This window comes from Phyllobacterium trifolii (assembly GCF_014192095.1).
In the GTDB taxonomy this organism is placed as follows: Bacteria; Pseudomonadota; Alphaproteobacteria; order Rhizobiales; family Rhizobiaceae; genus Phyllobacterium; species Phyllobacterium trifolii.
Window position 1 is genome coordinate 1 of record NZ_JACHXN010000020.1, and the last position, 24,953, is coordinate 24,953.

General features: G+C 58.1%; 24 protein-coding genes and 6 pseudogenes. 24 read left to right on the forward strand and 6 right to left on the reverse strand.

The window, feature by feature from the left end:
- Positions 1–201: pseudogene (locus FHS21_RS23475) on the forward strand (hypothetical protein); the annotation flags it as partial.
- 227 nt (positions 202–428) lie between these two features.
- Here FHS21_RS23475 and FHS21_RS23480 read toward each other — a convergent pair.
- Positions 429–1,099, reverse strand: a pseudogene (locus FHS21_RS23480) (IS6 family transposase).
- 283 nt (positions 1,100–1,382) lie between these two features.
- On the opposite strand from FHS21_RS23480, the gene FHS21_RS23485 reads away from it, so the two are divergent.
- The 13 genes from FHS21_RS23485 to FHS21_RS23545 all read left to right on the forward strand — a co-directional run bounded on the left by FHS21_RS23485 (position 1,383) and on the right by FHS21_RS23545 (position 14,538).
- Positions 1,383–2,993 carry a UbiD family decarboxylase gene (locus tag FHS21_RS23485; protein WP_183664293.1) on the forward strand — a complete coding sequence of 537 codons (1,611 nt, stop codon included), beginning with the start codon at positions 1,383–1,385 and terminating at the stop codon, positions 2,991–2,993.
- 154 nt (positions 2,994–3,147) lie between these two features.
- Positions 3,148–4,113 carry an ABC transporter substrate-binding protein gene (locus FHS21_RS23490; protein WP_183664295.1) on the forward strand — a complete coding sequence of 322 codons (966 nt, stop codon included), beginning with the start codon at positions 3,148–3,150 and terminating at the stop codon, positions 4,111–4,113.
- A gap of 11 nt (positions 4,114–4,124) precedes the next feature.
- Complete coding sequence (locus FHS21_RS23495) at positions 4,125–4,928, forward strand: ABC transporter permease (RefSeq protein ID WP_183664297.1); 804 nt, start codon at positions 4,125–4,127, stop codon at positions 4,926–4,928.
- Positions 4,919–5,749, forward strand: a complete 831-nt coding sequence (locus tag FHS21_RS23500; RefSeq protein WP_246411166.1) for an ABC transporter ATP-binding protein — start codon at positions 4,919–4,921, stop codon at positions 5,747–5,749. The genes FHS21_RS23495 and FHS21_RS23500 overlap by 10 nt, the downstream gene beginning before the upstream one ends.
- 12 nt (positions 5,750–5,761) lie before the next feature.
- Positions 5,762–6,349 (forward strand): TIGR02444 family protein, encoded by a 588-nt coding sequence (locus tag FHS21_RS23505; protein ID WP_183664298.1) that lies wholly within the window; start codon positions 5,762–5,764, stop codon positions 6,347–6,349.
- 1 nt (position 6,350) lies between these two features.
- Positions 6,351–6,974 (forward strand): UbiX family flavin prenyltransferase, encoded by a 624-nt coding sequence (locus tag FHS21_RS23510; RefSeq protein ID WP_183664300.1) that lies wholly within the window; start codon positions 6,351–6,353, stop codon positions 6,972–6,974.
- Positions 6,975–7,008: 34 nt separating this feature from the next.
- A complete protein-coding gene (locus tag FHS21_RS23515; protein WP_246411167.1) occupies positions 7,009–7,758 on the forward strand; it encodes a GntR family transcriptional regulator in 750 nt (249 codons plus the stop codon).
- Between the two features lie 260 nt (positions 7,759–8,018).
- On the forward strand, positions 8,019–9,023 hold the full coding sequence (locus FHS21_RS23520) for a quinone oxidoreductase family protein (RefSeq protein ID WP_210283607.1): 1,005 nt from the start codon (positions 8,019–8,021) through the stop codon (positions 9,021–9,023).
- 14 nt (positions 9,024–9,037) lie between these two features.
- Positions 9,038–9,445: a PaaI family thioesterase gene (locus tag FHS21_RS23525; RefSeq protein ID WP_183664304.1), complete on the forward strand. Its 408-nt coding sequence runs from the start codon at positions 9,038–9,040 to the stop codon at positions 9,443–9,445.
- Between the two features lie 7 nt (positions 9,446–9,452).
- Positions 9,453–10,238 (forward strand): VOC family protein, encoded by a 786-nt coding sequence (locus tag FHS21_RS23530; protein WP_183664306.1) that lies wholly within the window; start codon positions 9,453–9,455, stop codon positions 10,236–10,238.
- The gene (locus tag FHS21_RS23535; RefSeq protein WP_183664308.1) at positions 10,235–11,758 is read left to right on the forward strand and encodes a class I adenylate-forming enzyme family protein; all 1,524 of its coding nucleotides are present in this window, start codon (positions 10,235–10,237) and stop codon (positions 11,756–11,758) included. Before FHS21_RS23530 ends, FHS21_RS23535 begins: the two co-directional genes overlap by 4 nt.
- A 56-nt stretch (positions 11,759–11,814) precedes the next feature.
- A complete protein-coding gene (locus tag FHS21_RS23540; protein WP_183664310.1) occupies positions 11,815–12,933 on the forward strand; it encodes a PLP-dependent cysteine synthase family protein in 1,119 nt (372 codons plus the stop codon).
- 12 nt (positions 12,934–12,945) lie between these two features.
- Positions 12,946–14,538, forward strand: coding sequence for a gamma-glutamyltransferase family protein (locus tag FHS21_RS23545; RefSeq protein ID WP_183664312.1), 1,593 nt, complete (start codon positions 12,946–12,948; stop codon positions 14,536–14,538).
- Positions 14,539–14,817: 279 nt separating this feature from the next.
- Here FHS21_RS23545 and FHS21_RS23550 read toward each other — a convergent pair.
- A pseudogene (locus FHS21_RS23550) lies at positions 14,818–14,925 on the reverse strand (IS6 family transposase); the annotation flags it as partial.
- Positions 14,926–14,960: 35 nt separating this feature from the next.
- Between FHS21_RS23550 and FHS21_RS30880 the strand changes: the two are divergent.
- Positions 14,961–15,383, forward strand: a pseudogene (locus FHS21_RS30880) (autotransporter outer membrane beta-barrel domain-containing protein); the annotation flags it as partial.
- A gap of 142 nt (positions 15,384–15,525) precedes the next feature.
- Here FHS21_RS30880 and FHS21_RS23560 read toward each other — a convergent pair.
- A pseudogene (locus tag FHS21_RS23560) lies at positions 15,526–15,802 on the reverse strand (transposase); the annotation flags it as partial.
- A gap of 88 nt (positions 15,803–15,890) precedes the next feature.
- Here FHS21_RS23560 and FHS21_RS23565 point away from each other — a divergent pair.
- The gene (locus FHS21_RS23565) at positions 15,891–16,214 is read left to right on the forward strand and encodes a hypothetical protein (RefSeq protein WP_183664314.1); all 324 of its coding nucleotides are present in this window, start codon (positions 15,891–15,893) and stop codon (positions 16,212–16,214) included.
- Positions 16,215–16,297: 83 nt separating this feature from the next.
- On the opposite strand, the gene FHS21_RS23570 is transcribed toward FHS21_RS23565, so the two are convergent.
- Entirely contained in the window at positions 16,298–16,915 is a 618-nt protein-coding gene (locus FHS21_RS23570; RefSeq protein WP_183664316.1) for a TetR/AcrR family transcriptional regulator, read from the reverse strand.
- A 133-nt stretch (positions 16,916–17,048) separates the two neighbouring features.
- Between FHS21_RS23570 and FHS21_RS23575 the strand changes: the two genes are divergently transcribed.
- The 4 genes and pseudogenes from FHS21_RS23575 (at position 17,049) to FHS21_RS23590 (ending at position 20,640) form a co-directional block, all read left to right on the forward strand.
- Positions 17,049–17,954 carry a halocarboxylic acid dehydrogenase DehI family protein gene (locus tag FHS21_RS23575; RefSeq protein WP_183664318.1) on the forward strand — a complete coding sequence of 302 codons (906 nt, stop codon included), beginning with the start codon at positions 17,049–17,051 and terminating at the stop codon, positions 17,952–17,954.
- Between the two features lie 61 nt (positions 17,955–18,015).
- Positions 18,016–19,368, forward strand: a complete 1,353-nt coding sequence (locus tag FHS21_RS23580) for an MFS transporter (RefSeq protein WP_246411168.1) — start codon at positions 18,016–18,018, stop codon at positions 19,366–19,368.
- Positions 19,361–20,329 (forward strand): annotated as a pseudogene (locus FHS21_RS23585) (D-2-hydroxyacid dehydrogenase); the annotation flags it as partial. The gene FHS21_RS23580 and the pseudogene FHS21_RS23585, both read left to right, overlap by 8 nt.
- An 86-nt stretch (positions 20,330–20,415) precedes the next feature.
- Entirely contained in the window at positions 20,416–20,640 is a 225-nt protein-coding gene (locus tag FHS21_RS23590) for a DUF2798 domain-containing protein (RefSeq protein ID WP_183664322.1), read from the forward strand.
- Positions 20,641–20,782: 142 nt separating this feature from the next.
- Here FHS21_RS23590 and FHS21_RS23595 read toward each other — a convergent pair whose 3' ends face one another.
- Complete coding sequence (locus FHS21_RS23595) at positions 20,783–21,094, reverse strand: carboxymuconolactone decarboxylase family protein (protein WP_183664324.1); 312 nt, start codon at positions 21,092–21,094, stop codon at positions 20,783–20,785.
- A 147-nt stretch (positions 21,095–21,241) separates the two neighbouring features.
- On the opposite strand from FHS21_RS23595, the gene FHS21_RS31630 reads away from it, so the two are divergent.
- Both FHS21_RS31630 and FHS21_RS23605 read left to right on the forward strand, forming a co-directional pair.
- Complete coding sequence (locus FHS21_RS31630; protein WP_183664326.1) at positions 21,242–21,388, forward strand: DUF3037 domain-containing protein; 147 nt, start codon at positions 21,242–21,244, stop codon at positions 21,386–21,388.
- 428 nt (positions 21,389–21,816) lie between these two features.
- Complete coding sequence (locus tag FHS21_RS23605) at positions 21,817–22,110, forward strand: ScoMcrA-related endonuclease (RefSeq protein WP_183664328.1); 294 nt, start codon at positions 21,817–21,819, stop codon at positions 22,108–22,110.
- A 374-nt stretch (positions 22,111–22,484) separates the two neighbouring features.
- Here the strand turns inward: FHS21_RS23605 and FHS21_RS23610 are convergent, their stop codons facing one another.
- Positions 22,485–22,763, reverse strand: coding sequence for an MOSC domain-containing protein (locus tag FHS21_RS23610; RefSeq protein ID WP_246411169.1), 279 nt, complete (start codon positions 22,761–22,763; stop codon positions 22,485–22,487).
- A gap of 362 nt (positions 22,764–23,125) precedes the next feature.
- Between FHS21_RS23610 and FHS21_RS23615 the strand changes: the two genes are divergently transcribed.
- Complete coding sequence (locus FHS21_RS23615) at positions 23,126–24,028, forward strand: alpha/beta fold hydrolase (protein ID WP_183664332.1); 903 nt, start codon at positions 23,126–23,128, stop codon at positions 24,026–24,028.
- Between the two features lies 1 nt (position 24,029).
- On the forward strand, positions 24,030–24,941 hold the full coding sequence (locus FHS21_RS23620; protein ID WP_183664334.1) for a haloalkane dehalogenase: 912 nt from the start codon (positions 24,030–24,032) through the stop codon (positions 24,939–24,941).
- The last annotated feature ends 12 nt before the right edge of the window (positions 24,942–24,953 follow it).

The following is a 24,953-nucleotide window of genomic DNA, read 5'->3' on the forward strand; positions in this document are numbered from 1 at the left end:
CTCGCTCAGGGACCGAGTTGGATGTTCGCCGACGAAATCGCGGCCGGCAGGCTCCTCCCAGTGCTGACCGACTATAAGCCACGGCTCTTTCCCCTGCATGCCATCAATTCGGGGACCCGCCGCATGACCGGCGCCATCAAGGTCTTCGTCGAGTTTGTGGCTGACCTGATGAAGAGTGAGCCACATCTTCGTATTAGGTGACGCCAAACCGGGGCGACCCAATTTAACGTCGAAGTGTAATCTCGCCATGCTGAGCGCCGGGGGCAGGTTTCGAACGAGGAATCATAGTGCTCCAGTAAACCCGTAGTTCTCAGGCTTCATCAACGCTGACGCCTAGGGCACTGTAACCTTAACTTGTGGCCGATATTGCTCAAACGGCCTTATCAAGTTAAGTCGGTTTGGAGCGACAGGACGCTGTTTCTGTATTCTCAGACTGCGATTGCCGTCGCGGAGCACCACTGCGCGAACGCACAGAGGCGATGATTTCGGATGACGCCGGCGGATCGATTTTGGTGGTTTGGGACGAAGAGATTTCTGAGTGCTGAGAAGATTGAGACGAAGTGCTGAAGACTTCCCGGCGATCGAAAGCCCTGCATTGCTCGCTCGCGTTTTCGTAGCGGCACATGGGAATTCTCCGCCCGGTTGTTCAGCCCTTTATGCGACGATGTTCAACACTTGGCATAATTGTCGACTTGCTGCTCCGTAGGAGCGCAGCTTGTCGGTAATCATGCGCTTCGGCGTCATGCCTTGCTTCTTCAACAGGCGCATCAGTAACCGCCTTGCAGCCTTGGTGTTGCGCCGCGATTGAACGGTTTCGTCGAGAACATACCCATCCTGATCGACGGCGCGCCAAAGCCAGTGTCTCTTTCCACCAATTGAGATCACAACCTCATCGAGGTGCCAGACATCCGCATTTGTTGGCTGCTTGCGGCTCAATCTGTGTGCATAGGTGGGCCCGACTCCTCCCCCATTGGCGGATCGCTTCATATGAGACGACAATGCCGCGCTCGAGCATCATTTCCTCGACAAGACGAAGGCTTAACGGGAACGGTAATACAGGCTGCAAATGGCGCTTGTAAGTGACTGGGACCCGGCTCATGCCAGATCAACTATCCCGCATAAGCTGACACCAAGTTAACTTGATAACGCCCCATCGAGACGTGGCAAAGCCATCATGCGCAAAAATAGTGCAGAAAATCGATCTGCATAAATTTTATGATAAACCTCTTGAACATTCCAGGATCTGCTTGTAGGCTTCTCACGAGATCGGCGCTCGTTTTGCGGGTTAATCGATCGAGTTGTTTGCCGAAATGAAAATTTCGAGTTGTGCGCGGGCTCCGTGCGCAGACGTTTCACGTGTCTACAAGGTAGGAACCCATAGCATGCAAGATGCAGAATCGTTTCGCTCTTTCATTGACCGTCTGCGAAACGCAGGAGAACTGGTGGATCTCAGGCAGCCGGTCGATATCCGGCATATCGCGACGCTTGTCGACCAGTCGGACAAGGCGCTGATGTTCCACAACGTCATCGGTTACGACATGCCGGTCGTCTCCGGCATAATCCGGTCGCAGAAACGGGCCATCATGTCGATGGAATGTGAGACCTACCCGGAGATCGAAGCCAAGCTGAAGCGCGGTATCGATAACCCGATACCGCCTGTCATGGTCGCGACCTCGCCGACGCGGGATATCGTCATTGAAGGCGACGACGTCGACCTCTACAAGCTGCCGATCCCGATGAGTTCGATCTATGACGGCGGGCCGATGATCACGGCCGGCGTCGTCCTGTCGCGCGATCCGGAATATGGCTTGAATTCAGGCATTTACCGGTTCATCGTGAAGGAAAAGAACCTTACCGGCATCGATATCGTGACGCCGAACAACATGCGCCTTTTCGCCCAGCGGGCTTACGAAGCCGGCAGACCCTGCCCGATCTCGATTTCGATCGGGACGCATCCATATGAAATCATGGGCTCCGGTTTTCGCGCGCCGCTCGGCGTCGACGAGATGGCGATCGCTGGCGGCATTCGGGGCAAGGCCGTGGAGCTAGCCCCCTGCAAGACGATCGACGTGCCCTATATCGCCGACGCGGAAATCGTCATCGAGGCGGAGATCCTGCCGACGGGATGGGTCTATCCGGAAGGTCGTTTCGGCGAGTTCACGCGGCTGATGGGCGGTCTCCACTGGAACCCGATCGTGCGGATCAAGGCCGTGTGCATGCGCAAGGATGCGATGTACTACGCCCTCCACATGCCCTGGGAGAACACCTGGCTCGCAGCGCCGACGCGTTACACGCAGATCCGTCAGGCACTGAAGACCGCAGGCGTTGCCGTGAAGGATATCAACGTCACACTCGGCGGCTGCGCCTTCTGGCATGCCGTCATATCGATCAAGAAACAGGCGGGCGAGGGCAAGAACGCTTTGCTGGCGGCCCTTTCGGTGCTGGATCTCAAGCATGTCGTGGTCGTCGATGACGATATCGACGTCTTCAATCCGACGGACATCGAATGGGCGATCGCGACAAGGGTCCAGGCGGACCGCGACCTAGTGGTCATCAGCGGCGCCCGGGGCAAGCCGCTCGATCCGAGCCTGCCGGTGATGCCGCCGGGCGTGGTGCCGACCACGGCCAAGCTCGGCATTGATGCGACGATTTCGGAAGGCATTCCGAAGGAGCGTTTCGAGCGCATCGCCTATGCCTATGCGGAAACGGCGCGTCTGGAGGACTATGTGGACGGCAAGGCCGACACGGTCGGCACCACTGCCGCAGACGCGGATATCGCGACGGTTGCCGAAGAAATCCTGAAGATGATCCGTGTCGAGCCCCGCTATTACACGGATATCGCCGAGGCCTTTTCGCACTACAATTTCGAGACGGTCGCGCGCGCGCTCGGCCAGCTGCATGTCTCGGAAATGCTGTGGCAGGATGCCCGTGGCCGCATGTGCGAGAGACATTCCAAATTCGCCGTCAAGCCCCCCGGGTCTGCCGCGAACTGAACTGCTTCGAAACGAAGTCATATCGAGCAATCACGCAGGCGGCGAAAACGGGCTGCGAAGAGGATGACCTGTGCCCGAACCTTTCCAGCCAAGGCTCAGGGAGAAGACCGATCAACATGCATCACAATCATTCCAAATTTTAAGAGGGAACAGCATGATGTCGACATCGAAAAAATCCATAATCGTCGGTGCCCTGTTGGCTTTGGGCGGGCTCATGTCCACGGCCCAGGCTCAGGAAACCACCTTGAAGATCGGCGCTGCGCAGGTATCCTCCGGATCCCTGCCTGTCATCGTCGCCGACCAGGAAGGCCTGTTCAAGGCAGAAGGCCTGGCTTACGAGCGCTTCGATTTCAAGGGCGGCGGGCCGGCCGTGCAGGCGCTTGCTTCGGGCAGCATCGATCTTTGCATCTGCGCTGCGGAACATGCGGTTCGCCTGCAGGAGAAGGGCCTCGGCGGCAAGGTGCTGGTATCGCTTCTCGATCGCCACAGCTATGCCATGCTTTCGAAAGCCGATTCACTGGCCAAGAGCCTGATTGATCTCAAAGGCCAGAAAATCGGCATCACCTCCGCGGGCAGCCTGACCGATACGACGATGCGCTATGCGATCCGAAAGCTGGGCCTCGACCCCGATACCGATTTCGAGCTGATTGCAGTTGGCCGCGCAGGCGCCCAGCAAGCTGCGATCCAGGCCGGCGTCATCGCGGCGGGCCTGTTCACCACGCCCGACATCCAGATCACCCTCGGCGAAAGCAAGGATTTCAAGATCGTCGAGGATTTCCGCAATCTAGCCTATCCGACGAACGGCCTGATCGCAACGGACGCCTGGATCGAGAAAAACCCGGAAACGGCGGCCAAGGTGGTTCGTGCCCTCACGGCCGCACTCAAGAAGATCCAGGAGGACCCGATGGTTCTTGCCGGCGCGCTCAAGGAAATGTTCCCGGAGGTCAAAAACGACGAGATCATCCAGCAGATCATCAAGGATGTCACCAATGGCGCGATCTCGAAGGATGGCGTGATGCCACCTGAAAGCTACGCGGTTCTCGGCGACATGTTGCGCACGGTCGATCCCAATGTGAAGATCACCGCTTATGACGATATCGTCGTGAAGACCATCCAGTAGGACCGCAGACCATGGCCCTTACCAGAACGCCCTCGGACGCCCCCGACACAGTCATTCGCCGCAAGTCCTCATGGTCTTCGTCGGCGGTCCCCGCGCAGGCAGCCCTTATTTTCGTGCTGCTCCTGCTCTGGGAACTCGCGTCCTACTACCTTTACAACCCGTTCTGGGGCAGCCGCCCCAGCATGATCGCAGAGCGTCTCTGGGAGCTTGCCGTGAGCGGTCATCTGTGGATGCACACATCGACGACATTGCAGGAGGCCGGCGCCGGCCTTCTGCTGGCGGCACTTCTCGGCGTGCCGGCGGGCATAGGCCTTGCCCGTGCACCGCGGCTTGCACGTCTCCTCGATCCGGTGATCATGGGGCTCTACGGCCTGCCGCGCGTCGCTCTCGCACCGCTTTTCATCCTCTGGTTCGGGATCGGCCTGTTCTCCAAGATCATGATGTCGTTCACGATGGTCCTGTTCATCTTCATTCTCAACGTGATGGAGGGGATCAGGACGATCGACCAGGACCAGCTCGATCTGATGAAATCCATGCGGGCGGGAAGGCTTTACGTCGTCTGGACCGTGCTGCTTCCGGCCATCGTGCCATGGATACTCGCCTCGTTCCGGATCGGCGTCGGTCTTGCCCTGATCGGTGCGGTGGTGGGCGAGCTGATCGGCTCCAATCGCGGTCTCGGCTGGTATGTGGAAAGCTCCGGCGGGCAGCTCGATACGACCGGCGTGTTCAGCGGCCTCGTGGTGCTGATGATCCTGGCGATGGTCGCCAACTATCTGATCGGTTTCATCGAAAGGAAGATTATCAAATGGCGCTGATGACCAGCCAGAGAGAGGCCAAGACGGGTCCTGTAGTCGCACCCGCCTATGCCTCGCCGCCGCGCGCGGAACTCAAGGGCTTGCGGATTTCCTTCCCGCTGCCGGACATGTCGATGCTCGAAGTCATTTCCGGGATATCGATGTCTGTTGCCGAAGGTGAGTTCGTCGCCGTCGTCGGGCCGAGCGGGTCCGGCAAGTCGACGATCCTGCGGGCTCTTTGCGGGCTGCTGAAGCCATCGGGCGGAGAGGTTACGGTCGACGGAAAGCCCGTGTCGGGGCCACCCCCGGGTGTCGGTTTCATGTTCCAGAAGGATGCGCTGCTGCCCTGGCGCACGGTTGCCGGCAATATTCGCATCGGTGCCGAGCTGGGTAGCGTGCCCGCCGACCAGCACGAAGCGCGCATAGCCTCGCTGATCAAGCTTCTGCGTCTTGAAGGTTTCGAAAATGCCTGGCCGCGCCAGCTGTCCGGCGGCATGCGCCAGCGCGTATCGCTGGGACGATTGCTGGCCTATCAGCCCTCGCTGATGCTGATGGACGAGCCGTTCGGCGCGCTCGACTACCAGACCAAGATTGCCATGGGCAGGGAACTGCTGAGCGTCTGGGAAGCGGAACGCCGCTCGATCATCTTCGTCACCCACGATATCGAGGAGGCGGTGACGCTGGCGGACCGGGTCGTCGTGTTCAGCGCGCGGCCTGCCCGTATCATCGCTGACTACAAGGTCGATATTCCAAGGCCGCGGCATCTACGCGCCATGCGCAGCGACCCGGTCTTCACGCAACTGACTGAAGCGATATGGTCCGATCTGGCGATGCCTTCGTGACGGGACGACGGGATGGCGCAGATGATTGCTGAACGGTTGAAATTCTCGAATGGCGGCGGCGACCTGCTGTCATTCGCGCTCGGCATCTACGGCGACGAGGCCGTCAGGACATCGTGCCTGCATCTGCAGGACAGCGTCGATGCCGACGTCAATGTCATTCTCTGGGGGGCATGGATGTCGAGTGTTCGTCATGTGCACGTTGATGCCGCGCTGGCAGCATCGGCCGCCGCACGGGTCTCCGCCTGCCACCGCGACATCGTCAGGAACCTGCGGGCGGTGCGCGTGCTGTTGAAACATCAGGCCCATGCGAGCATGGGCGAGCAGGCTGTCCGCCTGCGCGAGACCATAAAGACGGTGGAGATCGAGTCGGAGATCATCGAACTCAACGCGCTTGCCGAGTTCAGCCGGGATCTCGCGGGCGTGCCTGGAACGGTTCCTCGTACGGCCGAGGACATCGGGCTATCGATCTGGGCAGCGGCCGTCGGTGGTTCGGCTCATCGGGCGGATGGAAACGACCGTCGCGCCGTTGAGGCAATCGCGCTTGCGGGCATGACCTGGTCGGCGAAACTGGCAACGCACAACATATCGGGCGACGTGTGACATGAAGCGTTTGATCATTGCGATAACCGGGGCTTCCGGCGCCATTTACGGGATCAGGGCTCTGGAGCTTCTGAAGCCGAGGGACGACATAGAGGTCCATCTCGTGATTTCGCCATCGGGGGTGCGCACGATCGCGAGCGAAACCGATTATTCGATCGATACGGTTCGCGCGCTGGCCGACGAAGTCCATAATGCCAAGGATATCGGCGCGTCGATATCCTCGGGGTCATTCATCACCGCCGGTATGCTGATCGCGCCCTGTTCGATCAAGACGCTGAGCGGTATCGCCAATTCCTATGACGAAGGTCTTGTCGTGCGGGCTGCCGACGTATGCCTGAAGGAGCGCCGCCGGCTGGTGTTGATGCTGCGCGAGACGCCGCTTCACGTAGGACATATCGACCTGCTGGCCAAGGCGACGGCAAGCGGCGCGATCATTATGCCGCCGGTCCCGGCCTTTTATCACCGGCCGGCGACGGTGCTCGACATCGTCGATCAGAGTGTCGGCCGTGCCCTTGATCTTTTTTACATCTCGATTGGCGAAACCAAGCGCTGGACGGGGGAAAAACATGGGGCGGATGTCGCAAAAATTGAACTTGCGGGCAAGAAATCATTGAACATCCCATGAAATTGTTGTAGGATGCTCACGACTGAAAGGAACAATGATGGGGACCACCAAAAGCGATATGGACAATATATCCATCATGGACGGCACCAAGAAGGGCGATCGCGCCTATGATGTGCTGAGACGGGAAATCGTTTCCTGCCGCATGATGCCGGGGTCGCTGCTCAGCGAGCCTGAGGTGATGCAGCGTTTCGAAATTGCCAAGGCCAGTTGTCGGGTCGCATTGCAGCGCCTCATCCATGACGGACTGGTGACCTCGGTGCCCCGACAGGGATATCGTATCGCGCCGATCACCCTGAAGGATGTCGACGATGTCTTTTCGATGCGGCTGCTGCTCGAGCCATATGCTGTGCGGTGCGCAACGGGCAAAGTCAGCCGCGAGCGTCTCGAAAGACTGGAAGCTGCGTGCCGGGTACGTAGTTCGGCCGATATCGGCAACCAGATCGATTTCTTCCTTGAGGCCAATCGCAGCTTCCATATGGCCATCGTCCAGGCGGCCGACAACGAGCGTCTCTACCGGACGCTCGGCAATCTCCACGACGAGATGTCCAGGCTCGTGGCGCTGGGTTTCGGTGTGCAGGGCATTCGCCCCAATATCGACAACGACCACAATCAGATCATCGATGCGTTGGTATCGGGCGATGCCGATACCGCCGAGCGAATTGCGCGCCAGCACATCGAGGTGTTTCGCGACATGACGATCCAGAAGGTCGTCAGCACCTTGCGGGATGCTCCGAATTTCACGCTTCAGAATCTTGCGCCCTTCGCCATGGAGGAGTCGCGATGACATCTGCATGAGACATTTCAACTAGTCCGATCCGGACCTGAATTCCAAACAGACAGACGGTGATGCTTCGCGATTATAGGATTGCGAACAGGGTGTTGCGGCGCCTTCTGTCTATGACGGAACCGGCTCGACTGGCCGTTAACGGTCCACCGGACCTCAGCAAATACAGGCAAGCCTCGCAGCCGAACTCAACCGGCCACGACGAAGCTTTGCGTGAACAAACAACGTGATCATCAAGAGGGAAGAGCATGACTAAAACAATGAAGGCCTTGATTCTAAACGAACATGGCAGCGTCGATAATCTCCATGTGATCGACGACAAGCCGGTTCCGGAGGCGACGGAAGGGCATGTCGTCATCCGCGTTCGCGCATCGTCGTTCAACTACCACGACGTGTTCACCGTGCAGGGCATGCCCGGCATCAAGGTGCCGCTTCCGGTCATCATCGGCCTCGACATGGCCGGCGAGATTTCGGAACTCGGCGCAGGCGTTTCGGGCTGGAAGGTCGGGGACCGCGTGCTGGTCAATCCGCTCAACAAGGAGAAGGGGCTGATGGGCGAGATGCTCGACGGCGGCATGGCGGAGTATTGCCTAGTTTCCGCCGAACAGCTGATCGCCATGCCCGACGGCGTGAGCTTCGAGGACGCTGCCTCGCTGCCGGTGGCCTATGGCACCGCCCACCGCATGCTGGTGACGCATGACACCGTCAAGGCCGGCGACCGCGTCCTCATTCTCGGCGCCAGCGGCGGCGTCGGGACTGGCTGCGTGATGCTTGCCAAGCATCTCGGCGCGGAAGTCATCGCCTGCGCCGGCAGCGACGACAAGATGCAGGCGCTGAAGGACATGGGCGCCGATCACGTGGTCAATTATCGCGATACCGACTTTTCGAAATGGGCGATCCAGACCTTCGGCAAGCCGCAGCGCCGGAATTTCGAAGGCGGCGTCGACGTCGTCATCAATTTCACCGGCGGCGATACTTGGGTGCCGTCGCTGAAGTGCCTGAAACGAGGCGGCCGGCTGCTGGTCTGCGGCGCCACCGCCGGCTTCGATCCGAAGGAGGATCTTCGCTACATCTGGAGCTTCGAACTGAAGATCCTCGGCTCCAACAGTTTCTACGACGACAATCTGAAGGCGCTCATGGACCTTATCCAGAAGGGCGACCTGAAGCCCGCCGTCGACAAGGTATTGCCGCTCACCGAGGCCGCTGCCGGTCTCAAGATGATCCAGGACCGGTCGGTGATCGGCAAGATCGTCGTCACTCCGTAAACTGAGGATCTGACATGATGAACAAGGAAGACGTCGAAGCCCTCCTGTTGAGGGGTCCTTTCCACCAGTGGCTTGGCCTGAAGGTGATTTCCGTCGGGGCAGGCGAAATCGAACTTCTGGCAACCTGGCGGCCTGAATGGGTCGTCAACGTTGCGGGCGGCTATACCCATGGCGGCATCCTCGCCACCCTGATCGACCTGACGGCCGACTGGGCGCTGGTTTCGGAGACCGGCAAGGGCGTGCCGACCGTCGACCTGCGTGTCGATTATCATCGTGCCGCCATGCAGGGCGACCTGAAATGCGTCGGCAAGGTCATCAAGTCGGGCAAGACGCTGTCCGTCTCGGAGGCGCAGATCTTCGATGGCGAAGGTCGGCTGCTTGCCAGTGGTCGTGGCGTCTACATGACGCCTGCAGCGAAGTGACGCGAGGATGACGGGGACGCTCGACCATATCGTCATCAATACCGTGACGAAGATGGATGACGCGGCTGCGTTGTTCGAAGCGCTCGGCTTCAACCTGACGCCGCGCGGCTATCATTCTCTCGGTTCGCTCAACCACCTGATGATGACCCGCGGCGCCTATCTCGAACTCGTGGGCGTCCCGCCCACGGGTTTGCAGCGCGCCGACGTGCTGGAAAGCCCGCCGGGCCTGAACGGCCTGGTGCTGAAGAGTGTCGATGCGGATGGCACATATCGCGATCTGGCGAGCCTCGGTCTGGAGCCGTCGCACCCGGTGGGATTTTCCCGGCCGGTAACGATCGACGGCGCCGAAGCGATGGCAAGGTTCCGGATCGTGCGCCTGCCTTCGGCGATGTTTCCGGCGGGACGCGTCTATTTCTGCGAGCACCTGACGCCGGACTATGTCTGGCGGCCGGAATGGTTCGATCACCCCAACGGCTTCCTCGGATTTGGGACGCTGACAGTCGACACGCCAGACATGGCCCGGGACATCGGGCTATATGCCAAGGTCTGCGATAGACCTGCGATGCCGCTGGAAAACGGTGCGCGGCTTGCCATCGACGGCTGCACCATTGATCTCATCACGGGCGCCAAAGCATCGTTCCGCGCGATTACGCTCGTCTTCGACGAACTGGACGTCATCCGTATGCGCGCATCCGCACAACCGGACCTCGTCTGGAAAGACTGGCCCGATGGTAGCACCACCCTCGATATTCCATCGCTACACGTGACACTGCACTGCAGGAGAGCATCATGACGTCATTCGACAATCTGGGCATGATCATCGATCCCACCATGCATCCCGGCAAACCGCTGTTCATCGGCTATGACTTTGCCGGCGGCGAAACCATCATGACGGCGGGGGACGTCGACGCAAAGGCATCCGCCACGGCAAGGGGGCTTGTGCAGTCTGGATTGCAGCGCGGCGACCGGATCGGCATTCTGGCGGCCAACAGTCCGCAGTATATCGCGGTGGTTCTCGGCGCGATGCGGGCAGGGATCGTCCCCGTTCCGATCAACTACAAATTCCCGGCCGCCACGATCGCCTACATCGTTGCCGACAGCGGCATCCGCGTTCTTTTCTGCGATCAACCGAGGTTGAACGAGTTGCCGGGCGAGATGGGAGATTTCCGTCTGGTGTCGCTGGACGCCGATCTGGATGGCTTTCTCGATTACGGTCCATTCGAAGCGATCACGCCGCGGCCGGACGAGGCTGCCATGATACTCTATACCTCCGGATCGACGGGGCGGCCGAAGGGCGTGCTGCTGTCACACGCGGCGCATCGCTGGGTGGCGGAGACGCGTGTCGATGAGTACGGGCTGCGCAACGAGCGGGTGCTGATCGCAGCGCCGCTCTACCACATGAATGCGCTCGCGCTGTCCCTGCTGGTCTGCGCCAGCGGTTCGAGCGCGGTCATTCTTCCTGCCTTTCAGGCGAAGAGCTATATCGATGCGTTGACGCGCTATGGATGCACCTGGTTGACCGCCGTGCCCCCGATGATCGCGATGATGCTGCGCGAGACTGCGGCACTTGCCGGTGCGGACCTCTCGATCGTCAAGACGATCCGCATGGGATCGGCGCCGCTGAACGAGAAGCTCATCGCCCAGACCCGGCGCATCCTGCCCAATGCCCAAATCATCAATGCCTATGGCACCACCGAGGGCGGTCCCGTCGTGTTCGGTGCGCATCCGGCCGGGCTTCCGATCTCGGCCGGCTCTGTCGGATATCCTCATCCGCAGGTCGAGGTTCGACTGGTGGGTGACGCCGCACCGCGACGGGGCACGCTGCAGATCCGCAGCCCGGGCATGATGCTCGGCTATCTCAACCGGTCGGCCGATGCGATGACCCGTGACGGCTATTATGATACCGGCGACGTCTTCCACTGCGATGACGAAGGGTTCTATTCCTTCGTCGGACGTGTTGACGATATGTTCGTGTCGGGGGGAGAAAATATCTTCCCGAGTGAAGTGGAGAATGTCCTGGAAGCACATCCCGAAGTCATGCAGGCCTGCGTCATTCCGATAGATGACGATATCAAGGGGACGAAGCCGGTCGCGTTGGTGGTAGCCAGGCAGGTTCATCCCGGGCTTGAGCAGGAGTTGAAGCAATACGTGCTTACCAACGCACCCGCCTATCAGCATCCACGCCGGATCTGGTTCGTCGACAGGCTGCCTCTGGCCGCGACCAACAAGATCGACCGCCGGGCCGTCGCCCACATCGTCCACGAAAGAATAGCGGCGGAAGCGGACGCCAGCCTTTCCCCTGCCACAATCTGATCGGCGAAGCTTTGCCGAACTGCTATGTCGCGTTCTCTCCGAAAAGGAAAACATCGATGCACTCGACCGCCTCCTGTCCGTCGATCGTCCGCATGCAGGAACGCGAGGATCGAGGCTGGACACGGCGCGCGATCAGCATTCTTCAGGGCGACGGGCGGCGTTCTTCCGATACCCATCTCGTCAATCCGGCTTTCAACGGCCTGAAAGACGTTTCCATCTACCTGAAGGATGAATCGACGCATCCCACCGGCAGCCTGAAGCATCGTCTGGCGCGCTCGCTCTTCCTCTACGGGATATGCAACGGCAAGATCGGCGAGGGCACCACGCTGGTCGAGGCCTCGTCCGGCTCGACGGCCGTCAGTGAGGCCTATTTCGCCCACCTTCTCGACCTGCCGTTCATCGCGGTGATGCGCCACTCGACCAGCCGGCAGAAGATCGAGGCGATCGAACGTCTGGGCGGCCGCTGCCACTTTGTCGAGGATGCCGGCGCGCTCTACGACACCGCCGCGCAGATTGCCGAAGATACCGGCGGTTATTATCTCGACCAGTTCACCCATGCCGAAAGAGCGACGGACTGGCGCGGCAACAACAATATTGCCGAGACGATCTTTGAGCAGATGAAGGAGGAGGCACATCCCGAACCGACATGGGTGGTGATGAGCGCCGGTACCGGGGGCACGTCGGCAACGATCGGCCGCTACATCCGCTATCGCAATTTTGCGACCCGGTTGTGCGTGGTCGATGTGGAGGATTCCGTCTTCTACGACGCCTGGCTCTCGGGTGACAGGACGGTGACATGCGCAAATTCCTCCCGGATCGAGGGAATAGGCCGCCCGCGTGTCGAGCCGTCGTTTATTCCGGGCGTGGTCGACCACATGATCAGGGTGCCGGACGCGGCATCGATTGCGGCCATGCATGTTCTGTCGGAGCGGCTTTATCGCCGGGTCGGCGGCTCCACCGGCACGAATTTCTTCGGCGTGTGCTGGCTCGCCAGCTGCATGATGAAGGAGGGGAAGGCCGGCTCGATCGTATCGCTGATCTGCGATAGCGGTGACCGCTACACCTCGACCTATTACGATCCGGAATGGTTGAAGGACAACAATATCGATATCGAGCCTTATCGGGAGATGCTCACCAGTTTTCTCGAGACGGGCCAATGGCGCAACATCGACTGAAGGGCTTTTGCGATGACAGACTTTTCCTACGATGCGCGTTACCCGACGCATCGCGTGCCGACTTTCGGCCGCAACATGGTCGCGACCTCGCAGCCGCTCGCCGCTCAGGCCGGCATCCGCATGCTACTTCGGGGGGGAAATGCGGTAGATGCGGCACTCGCTGCGGCGATCACGCTGACGGTCGTGGAGCCCACCGGCAATGGCCTCGGGTCGGATGCGTTCGCTATCGTCTGGGACGGTAAGGAACTTCATGGCCTCAACGCGTCTGGACGCTCGCCGGCAGGCTGGAACCCCGAGCGTTTCGCAGGACTGGCGAAGATGCCGGAAGCCGGGTGGGACAGCGTAACGGTTCCGGGCGCCGTCTCGAGTTGGGCCGCCCTCTCGAAGCGTTTCGGCAAGCTCCCCTTCGAGGACCTTTTCGAGCCCGCCCTGACCTATGCGCGCGAGGGCTTCCTCGTGTCTCCGACGATTGCGAGACTTTGGGCGCTCGGTGGCGCCCGTCTCGGCAAGCAGCCGGGATTCGCCAATCACTTTCTCCCGTGCGGCAAGGCGCCTCTGCCGGGGCAGCTCTTCCGCAATCCGGCGATCGCCGAAAGCCTGCGGCTGATCGCGGAAACGAAGGGTGAAGCCTTCTATCACGGCGTGCTCGCGGAAAAGATCGCCGCGTCCGCCGCCGCGCATGGGGGTGTGCTCACGCAACAGGATCTGGCGGAGCACACGATCGACTGGTGCGGGACGATCTCCACCGGGTTTCGCGATGTCGAGCTTCATGAAATCCCGCCGAACGGACAGGGAATCGCCGCGTTGATGGCTCTCGGCATACTCGAACATACGGACATTGCCGACTACCCGGTCGATAGCGCGGAGTCCCTGCATCTTCAGATCGAGGCCATGAAGCTCGCGTTCGCGGATGTGGATGCTTATGTCGGCGATCCGGACCATATGCGGTTGTCGGTGGCCGACCTCCTGTCCAAGACCTACCTGACGCAGCGCGCGGCGCATATCGATATGGGCCAAGCCGCGGATCCGGGCGCCGGCGCCCCGACGCTCGGCGGCACGGTCTATCTGACCGCGGCCGACGAGACGGGGATGATGGTCTCCTTCATCCAGTCGAACTATGCAGGTTTCGGTTCCGGCGTCGTGGTCGAGGGCACGGGCATCCATCTTCAGAACAGGGGTGCCGGCTTCACGCTCGAGCACGGCCATTCCAACGTGGTCGGACCACGCAAGCGCCCGTTCCACACGATCATTCCGGGCTTCGTCACCAAAAATGGATTGCCGCAAATGTCCTTCGGCGTGATGGGTGGCCCGATGCAGGCGCAAGGGCATGTCCAGATGCTGTTGCGGACGCAGCTTTTCGGCCAGAACCCGCAAATGGCGAGCGACGCACCTCGTTGGCGCTTTGTCGCCGGCCGGAAGGTCGCCGTCGAACAGGGAATCGCCGAAGAGGTCCTCGCAAAGCTCACGGAACTCGGGCACGTCATCGTCCGCGAAACACCCGATAACAGCTTTGCATTCGGTGGTGCGCAGCTGATCCATGTCATGGACGATGGCTATGCCGGAGGAAGTGACACCCGCAAGGATGGAGCGGCCTTGGCCTGTTGATTTCCACGCGGAACTGAGCCGGTTAGGCGCATAAGGGGGTGCGGACGAAAACTTGGACTATCAAGGAGGTAGTTCATGTATTCATACGCAGACAGGATCCGAGCGGTCGAGCTCTACATCAAGCTCGGCAAACGTCTCATGGCGACCATTCGTCAGCTTGGTTACCCAACCAAGAATGCCCTGAGGGGCTGGCACCGCGAATACGAACAACGCCTCGACTTGCCTGGGCTCTGTTGCAAAATATTTAACGATCACAAGTCGACCGGCTCTCGACGGAAATCAGGCGGCGATTGCCTCGAATTGGTCCTTGAGTGACGGGTCAGGATTGTAGGCGAAACGGCCCTGACCCTTGCGCATCATGTGAACCATCTCGATGCCTCCGAGAGAAACGGGCGGAACCGTCACCAACGATATCGGCTATATTGGCTATTGCGGGTTCAGCAGGATCGGTTTCCGTATCGGGACCCAATTCTTTATGGGAAAACGCCGATACCCTTACGGTGGGCCGCGTTAGCACCGGCGAATTACGCATTGCTGATGGCGGCACCGTCACCAACACGGGTGGCACTATCGGTGCCTTGTCAGGGGCCACAGGCACGGTGACCGTTTCGGGAACAAGCAGCTCATGGCTAATCTCCGGCAGCCTCTTCGTCGGCTCTGACGGAACCGCTGCGCTAAAAGTCGAAGCGGGCGGCGATGTCACCAGCGTCGACGGAACTGTCGGTGCCAATTCAGGTTCCAGCGGCGCGGTTGTAGTGTCGGGAACGAGTTCCTCATGGGCCGGTTCCGGCGACCTCGTCGCCGGCGGCCGAGGCACCGGCGTGATAACAGTCGCGGACCAAGGAGTCGTTTCGGCACTGTCGACGACGCTGGCAGCTGGTGTCGGCAGCTTTGGCACGCTGAACATCGGCGCGGCTGCCCGAAGCTCCGCCGTTGCTGCGGGAACCCTCGATACCGCTGTCGCACTGCACTTTATTGGGTTCTGCCTCAATTTCTGTGATGATAAGGGAGCATACGAGCGCGCAGGAGTTCGACGCCAGCGCGGCCGTACATCGCGCGCTTTAGGGTCTTCAGGCCCCTCCACCTGTCTGTTGCTCCACGGTGGCTCGATTGCGTTACGAACGGCATCGATGTCTCGACCGAGCACTCTGGCGAACCGCACGATCGGTCGCAGACCCGAATCCATAGCGACTTCGATCCAAGCGTCCAGCGGCTCAGATACGCCGGCTCGCAAGATGCCGTTGAAACGCGTGGCCAAAGTACGCGTCACAGAAATTGAGGCAGAACCGAATTAAAGGCAAAGCGACAATAGGCTTCGCCATAAAGGCGTAAGAAAAGAAAAGGGGAGCGTAATGAGGACAGTTTTTGAAACGTCACAGGGTTTACGATTGACGCGTCGCCGCCTGCTAGCCATGCTAACAAGCGCAAGCATAGCTATTGCTATGCCAATGGCCTCCGCCAACGAAACCATAACGGTCTATACCGCACTCGAAAAGGAGCAACTCGCTCCCTATGCAGCGGCATTCCAGAAAGCCCATCCCGACGTCACGATCGCATGGCTGCGAGATAGCCCAGGCGTAATTCTGGCGCGACTACTCGCCGAAAAGGACAATCCTCGAGCGGATGTAGTGTGGGGCGTGCCCCGATTTTGGACCTACAAAAACTGTTCGTCGTGAATAACTTGGCCGCACTGCGGGTTCTAGACGCTAGGGTACCTGTCCCAAGTCTCGTCGTTGATGGGCTTCGCGTGATCATGCAATCAATCAGGCCGGCTTCCGTTTCCGCGAAGTCCCCACAGCATTAGCGATATTGCTTTGCTCTCGTCATCCTCTCCGATCTCCTGCCCTGTGATGAGTTGCCGATACCAAAGACGCCCCATAAACATGTCTATCGCCGTACCACTGTCCACAGCGCTGGAAATCTCCCCCCTGGAAATGGCTCGTTCTATCATCGCCACTGCCAGTAGGCGGCGAGGCAATATAAATCGTTGGTGCAAGAGGTTGGCAAGCTCCGGATTCTGGATGCCTTCCGCAATCAAGATCGGGATGATCTTGCCAGCTCCACTCATTCCGGAAATCCAGCTGCGATATAATGTTCGCAGGTCGTCAGTAATATTGTCTGACTTTGCCTGCGGCATCGGCCAGGCGCTGTTGGCCTCATCGAGGAGATCCGAAACCAGGTCGAACATTGACTTCCAACGCCGATACACCGTTGTTTTGCCAACACCGGCCCGGACGGCCAACCGTTCCATTGTTAGCGCGCGGTAGCCCTCTTCCAGGAGGATAGATGCCGCCGCCTTCAGAATATCTTGCTGTGTTCGTGGATCGCGTGGGCGCCCTACCACAGGTCGCGATACGTCTGCTTGGATCAGTCTCATTTCAGAACCCTCGTTTACGTTCGCATGTGGCAACGTAGCCGTACAGAGAATTCTATTGCGTAAATTCTCTTCTTGCAATACGATACGCTACGTTATCGTATCTATATTGTCGCTATGCAGAGGAGGAAAGATCATGACGCAGCGCCCGATACTCGCAAAATTCCCCCAGGTGGACCATCATGAGGCTTCTGGTGAGCTCGCCGCCGTTTACGAAGACATTCACAACACGCTGCGCGTCCCTTGGGTGGCATTCGGCATTCGCGTCATGTCGCAGTTCCAGCATTTCATTCCGGAAGCATGGGCAGCCCTGAAGCCGCAGATTTCCACTCGATATGCGGAAGAGGGGGCTGATCTCGTTCGTCTGAACTCGATCATCCCCGGGCCTGCAATGCCAAATCCTACGCCAAAGCTTCTAAGGAACGGCTGGACCCATGAGAAAATCGATAAACTCAAGCATACATTGGACGTACTAAATTACGGCAATCCCAAGTATGCCATTTTAATCACTGCCTTGAATGAGGCATGGCATGGTCGCGATGCCGGTGGACAGTCCGGCAACACTCTGCAAGGCAGGGATGCAGAAGCCATCCCTTATGGTCTGCCGAAAGGGGTGGAGAAGTTGAATTTGCTTGATCCCGACGAGGTCGACGAGCGGACACAAATCGTACTTCGTGACATTCGTGATGCTTCTCTCCACCATGGTCCAGCAAGCGACTATCGCGCGTTGGCAGCATGGCCGGATTATCTCGAAATTGCGCTACGCGACTCTCTCCATCCGGTAGCGCTGAGTGCGGAATATGATGAAACTGCCCGCCGAATTCGCAAGATCGCTCGCGAGCATGTTAAGGGTTTCGATAAGGTTGGCGGCGTCGCATGGCGGGACATGACAGACAAGTTGTCTGCTGAGCAGATCGCAGGTTTGACGGGACTGCTCTTTATGTACAACCGCTTCATCCCCGATATCACGATTGCGATTATACGGCTCAAACAAGCGTTCAGCGGTGCTGAGGACGCGACCGAGAACAAATTTCCAGTCTGATAAAAGCAGGCGCCGGTTTTGAGGAACGCCGGCGCCTTTTTGCAACAAAAGGGAGGACGAAATGACAATTGAAACTGCATCAGGCGATCATCTGATCCGACAAACCGGCATGTTGAAAAGAGCTCGTTTGTCGAGCTTTATTGGCACGGTTATCGAATGGTACGATTTTTTCATCTATGGGGCCGCCGCAGCCCTGGTCTTCGGCAAGTTATTCTTCCCGCAGTCGAGCGAACTGGCGGGGACGATGGCAGCATTCGGTACCTTTGCCGTCGGCTTTGTGGCAAGGCCCCTCGGCGGCATCATCTTCGGACATTTCGGCGATCGGCTTGGACGGCGCACCGTGCTAGTCATCACCCTGACGGTTATGGGCGTTTCGACGTTCTTGATCGGCCTGCTGCCAACCTTCAATCAGATCGGCTTTTGGGCACCCACATTACTCATAGTGATGCGAATTGCTCAAGGCATCGCGCTCGGGGGTGAATGGGGCGGAGCCGTCTTGATGGTCGTCGAACATGCCCCGGCAAACCAACGTGGTTGGCATAGTTCATGGCCGCAGTTGGGTGTCCCGGCTGGATTAGTGCTTTCAACAGGTGTTATGGCACTGTTTACATCAATGCCTGTGGAGTCGTTCGAAGCGTGGGGGTGGCGGGTGCCCTTTTTGATCAGTATCTTGCTTGTCGCCGTTGGCATGTTTATCCGGCTCAGCATCGAAGAGACCCCGGTCTTTGCGGATATGGAGCAGAAGGGGGCGCTAAAGCGATTTCCTGCTCTTGAGATACTGCAAAAGAACAAGAAAACCGTACTGTTGGCGATAGGTGCGAGGTTCGCTGAAAACGGCTCCTTCTTCATTTTCAGTGTCTTTAGCATTTCCTACGCCACGAAATATCTCAACGTGAGTAAAGGCACGATACTCATGGCTGTGGTCATCGCTGCCCTTGTCACCATGGTTACGATTCCTTTGTTTGCTAGCCTGACTGACCGCTTCGGGCGTCGGCCAATATTCATGGCAGGAGCCGCGTTTACCGGGCTTTTCGCCTTTCCATTCTTTTGGCTTCTGCAAACCGGCGACCCCGTATTGATAACCCTTTCCGTTGTTCTGGCACTATCAGTCGGCTGGTCTGCCATGTATGCGCCCCAAGCTGCGTACTTCTCTGAATTGTTCGAACCTCAGGTCAGGTATTCCGGTATGTCGATTGGGGCTCAGCTTGTAGCAATCGTGGCGGGAGGACCGTCACCCTTGATTGCAACTGCAGCAATCGCCGCAACTGCGGGAGCTTCATGGCCCATATCCCTATGGCTGATCGGCGTCTCTCTGATCACGCTTCTGTCTCTGGCATTCGCTCCCGAAACGGCAGGCTGTGATCTTGGGATGAAAGCCTCTCCTGCACCCGGCAAAGGTTATCGTCATGGATGAGCGTACGAGATTGCGTACTCCTGAAAAGATTGTATTTTTGGACAGGGCAAGCCTGCAGGCAAAAGTGCGGAAGCCGGAATTTCCGCATCATTGGCAAGATTATGAGACAACCGATCCGGCAGATATCGTGCTTCGCGCCCACAACGCGACAATCATAATCACAAACAAGATCCCGCTGACCAGGACCACTCTCAGTCAGTTACCTCATCTTAAGTTCGTCGCCGTGGCTGCGACTGGAACCGACATAGTTGACATTGAAGCCTGCTCGCAGATGGGTATTTCGGTGTCGAATGTGAGAGGGTATGCCAACCATTCACTGCCCGAACATGTCTTTGCCATGATTCTTGCGCTACGGCGCAGCTTGAACTTCCATCGGGATGCGATTGAAAAAGGCGAATGGACCAGGTCGAAATTCTTTTGCCATTTTTCGCACTCCATGCAGGAACTCGCGGGGTCGAATCTGGGCCTGATTGGCTATGGCACGTTGGGCAGGTCGGTTGCTGCTTTGGGTCGAGCCTTCAAGATGAACGTTCTGGCATTTGACGCGTCTCCCTTTCACGACAATGACGTGGCGAAAACTTCGTTCAACGGTATTCTTGAAAAGAGCGACGTGATTTCCTTGCACGTTCCACTCACTCCTTCGACCCGGAATATGATCGGAGCCAAAGAACTTAAACGAATGAAGCGAAATGCGCTGTTGATCAATACTGCTCGAGGCGAACTGATTGACGAAAACGCCCTTTCCGCTGCACTGCAAGAGGGAATTATTGCGGGTGCAGGAATCGATGTTTTATCAATGGAACCCCCACCAGCTGACAATGCGTTGCTGCAGCTTGAACTTTTCAATCTGATTCTGACACCCCATGTTGCCTGGGCAAGCGACGAAGCGATGCAAGCGCTTGCAGACCAACTCATCGACAATATTGAGGCAGCCGTATCCGGAACTCCAACAAATCTTGTGACACCCAAGAGCACGACAGGAGGGACACTCACGCGAAGCACAAGACGCCGTTCGATTGGTGGTGAATTATAATGGGTGATCGAGCCATGCCCAGAATTCCACGCCGCTATCATCATTTTGTTTTTGGTATACTGCAATCGGGGTTAACGTGCGCGGTAGCGGCTGCAATTGCCAGTTTTCCGTTCTTGGACGAGCACAGTTTTACGCAGCACTGGATGAGTTCCTGGATGATCTCATGGGGGTTGATGCTGCCAGTTGTCGTGCTTGCCGCGCCATCCATTCGCCGCCTGACCGACAGTCTGACGAAGTAGCATTCGTGCTCGTCATGACCCCTCTGCCTTACAGCCAAGCGCTGTCGTTTTCGTCAGTAGCATAGCCCGTTCGTATGGAGTCGGGGCGCCCTCCTTCACTAGAAGGAGAGCGTTCGGTGATGTTAGACGGGTGAGTGTGAGATTAGCTTTCGGCCGGAAACAGATGCGTGGCGTGGGTAATCGCTCCTCCAGCGCGGATGGCTGCCGAAACCAGCGCCGCCTCGGTAAGTTGCTCGTCGTTTGCACCGGCAGCGCGAGCCGCCTTCGTATGAAGTTCAATGCAATAGGGACATTGGGTTGTTAGCGCAACAGCAACCGCTATAAGCTGTTTTTGCTGTCCTGTAAGAGCTCCGTCTGCGAAGACGGCTTTGTCAAATTTCCAAAACGCATTCATTGAATCCGGGGCATTTTCGTCCAGTTTTTTCAAGCGGTTTAGATTTTTCATATCGAACATTTTGTGACTGTTGAAACAGCTGCTCGGCGACCGGGGCTTGAGGTTGCCTCCGAACGTGTAGATTCTGCGGGCCGATCGACAGATTGGTGGAACAGGGGCAATGGCACCGTGCGGCCCGGTTAACAAGAATTAGGGACCTTATAGAAAATGGAAACCTACTATGATTACGCGGTCGTTCGACTTGTACCGGACCGAATACGAGGCGAAACTGTTAACATCGGGCTGGTGGTATTCCATCCAGACCGTACGGATATTCGGTTTGGGGGATTTAATTCAACTGGTGCAGACAATTGATCGTTCTGAAAAGACCCGTTATTGGTTCGAAGCCGCCCACATAGAGAAAACTGGTGGAAATATTTACTCGGGATTCAAACCTTTTATGTCGACCTGACTCAAACTCGTTTCTTGCGATGAGAAATGCTCGCTTGACATTCGAAACCACACTCAAAGCACTTCATATTGAATTGCCGGATGAATCAAAAGACAGATCGAATTGCGGATATACCAACCTTGTATGCTGCGGCCCATCCTATAGGAGACGCCTTCACGCCGGCATGTGGGGAGCAGTTTGGAAAAGCGGTTGCCGTTGCCGCTCGCGGGGCGCAATGTAATTTTGATGCGTTGTTTCAGTAGCGTCGAGCGCTCTTAACGTCACGGATTGCGATATCATTCGCGGCATCTCGGCCGCATCAACTTAGAGCACACAGCGGAGGAATGAGTACATGGTAGCCTGGATGGAAGTAACCCATGCTGACGTGTTGCGTGCTATGAAGGAGTACGACCGACTGGGGGCAGAGCGTTTTTTCTCGGAGCACGGCTTCGCCCCTACCACGACTTACGAACTGTCTTGGGAAGGACGCATTTATCCGCCAAAAGCGATCTTGGGAACAGCCTATGAGTTCGCAACCGGCCAGCGACTTGCCTCGAGTGACTTCGAGGGTGGGAAAACTGGCGCTGTGAAGGTGCTTGGACAATTAGGATTCATCGTCAAGGAGAAGCTACCGCCAGCTAGGTAAGACGGCGCTATCGTCAGGGTCGATAGCTCGCCTGTCTTGACGATTCCCGTTATCTTGAGGTGAGTGCAGTTGTAGCTACCAGCTGGTTGCTCGTGTCCATTTCCGCCCCACAGTGGGTATTCTGCTCGTGGCAAAAGGAATCCAGTTGACAAACTATGACGTCGCCGCGGTGGCTATTTCATGCAGTTTTTCCGTGTGGATCGTCTCACCTCGGACCATGGCGAAGGGTCGGCCGTCGACGCTGTCCCGTTGAGCCTCCAGATGCAAGTATTTGTCCCTGGTCTTCGCTGAGGGAGTTCGGCGTCAACGCCATAGCTGTTCCAGCCAGGAGAAAGAGCGATTGCGACCCGTTGTATCCGCAATGTCGGAATGCCTCAGGAGGTCCGATGGCAGGGAAGGGCCGTGCGGACCGCCCTCTGGAAAGCTCCTGTCCAAAACGATATTCGATCCCCGATACAGACATCATCGTCCAGGATGCCGTCGACAGTTAGGTTCTCCCCGAACTGACCCGACTCCATCGGATCGCGCGAAAGGAACTGTTCCCAGAACCGGTAGGACTGAAGCTGATAGACGAGAACCGCCCGCTGTTCGCCGCCATGACCTTCAATACCCCGCGCTTGCTCATCACCATCGATGTTTAGATGCCTTGCCATCACCCGGCCGCCTACTGGGGCTTTCCAGATTGCGGTGCGGATCATTCGACCGTTTGCGATCATCTCTCGGTCGGCCAACGTCCACGGAACGCAGATGGGACGTCGGTCTATTTTCCTGCCTGATTCATCACGAATCTGCGCCGCTCAGAACTTATCACGTCTTGAAGCGACATCATCGATTTCCAAAAACTTCAACATTGATTTCCCATTTCGAAACAGACTTCGCCTCGGCCCTCTGTTAGCTTGTTTTATGGGGCATTAGGCAACTTACATTATAACCTCACAAAAGCATCTTGACCGGTTATCCTATTGTTGCAACCTGTTACACATCTTTAGGACGGTTACAGCGAAGGATGAAGCCGATGACCAGGGTGCGTTTCCATAAAGTTGATGTCCACGGCTTGGGTGTCTTTTATCGTGAGGCTGGCGACCGGTCGAAACCGACGATCCTATTGCTTCATGGCTTCCCGAGTGCCAGTCACATGTTTCGTGATCTCATTCCCGCCCTGGCTGACACGTTCCATCTGGTCGCCCCGGACCTGCCGGGCTTCGGCCAAACCGACTTGCGCCCGCACGTGGAGTTTACCTACTCGTTCGACAGTCTCGCCAGGGTCATCGACCGCTTCTCCGAGGTAATCGGTCTAAAGCTCTTTGCCATCTACGTATTCGACTATGGCGCGCCGACAGGCTTTCGGATCGCATGCTGGCATCCGGATCGCGTCACCGGCATCATCGCCCAGAATGGAAACGCCTATGAAGAACGCTTGAGCGAGGGCTGGAACCCGATCCAGGCCTACTGGAACGAACCGTCTGAAAACAACCGCCTGCGTGCGTTCCTCTCACCCGAGACCACGGTTTGGCAGTACACGCACGGCCTGCCGGAGAGCATGAAGGAACGCGTCTCACCGGACGGCTACTCGCTGGACAACTACTATCTCGCGCGTCCCGGTGCAGACGAGGCCCAGCTCGATCTCTTCGGTGACTACAAGAGCAACGTGGCGCTCTATCCGGATTTCGAAAACTACTTCCGCACTCGCAAGCAGCCGTTCCTGGCGGTGTGGGGAAAGAACGATCCGTTTTTTCTCCCGGCCGGCGCCGAAGCGTTCAAGCGCGACATGCCGGCAGCCGTCGTCCGCTTCTACGACACCGGCCATTTCGCGCTGGAGACGCACTTTGAGGAGATCGCACGCGATATCAAGAACTTCTTGACGCCAGCGGCAGGCACAGCGCGTGATCAGAGCAACCCATCAGAGAAAGGAATATGACATGATTTCTTCAGCATTTCCGTATCAGAAGAAGCGGCAGCGGGTCCACGGCCACGACATGGCCTATGTGGAAGTGGGGGATGGCGACCCGATCGTGCTGCTGCACGGCAATCCCACCTCTTCCTATCTCTGGCGCAACATCGTGCCCTATCTGGAGCCACTCGGCCGCTGCATCATTCCCGACCTGATCGGCATGGGCGACTCTGACAAGCTACCCGGTAGCGGACCTGGCACCTATCGCTTCATCGAGCACCGCCACTATCTCGAGACTCTATTGGAGGCCCTCGAGGTGCGCAAGAGCGTCACCCTCGTTGTCCATGACTGGGGCTCTGCGCTCGGTTTTGACTGGGCCAATCGACATCGCGACGCCGTGAAGGGCATCGCGTTCATGGAAGCGATCGTCGCACCACAGGGTGCAGACCATTGGGACGCGATGGGCATGCGTGATGCGCTTGTTGCGCTGCGTTCTGGAGCCGGCGAGCAAATGGTGCTGGAGAACAATTATTTCATCGAAGAAATCCTTCCCAACGCGATCCTGCGCGACCTCTCCGACGCAGAGATGGAGGAGTATCGGCGTCCGTTCATGCGACGCGGTGAGGACCGGCGGCCGACGCTGACGTGGCCGCGGCAAATCCCCATCGATGGCGATCCCGCTGACGTGACGCAGATCGTTAAAGAATATGCTGCATGGCTGGGGACGACCGATATCCCCAAGCTCTTCTTCAAGGTGGAACCGGGTGCAATCCTGGTCAATCCGGATCTGGTCGGTCTCGTGCGCAGCTGGCCGAACTTGACCGAGGTGAAGGTCTCAGGCATCCATTTTGTCCAAGAGGATTCGCCGGACGAGATCGGAACGGCCATCGTTGACTGGATGGCCAGAATGGCTGAGTTGCAATTCCACCGCGCAAAATGAGTTTTTGTCAGG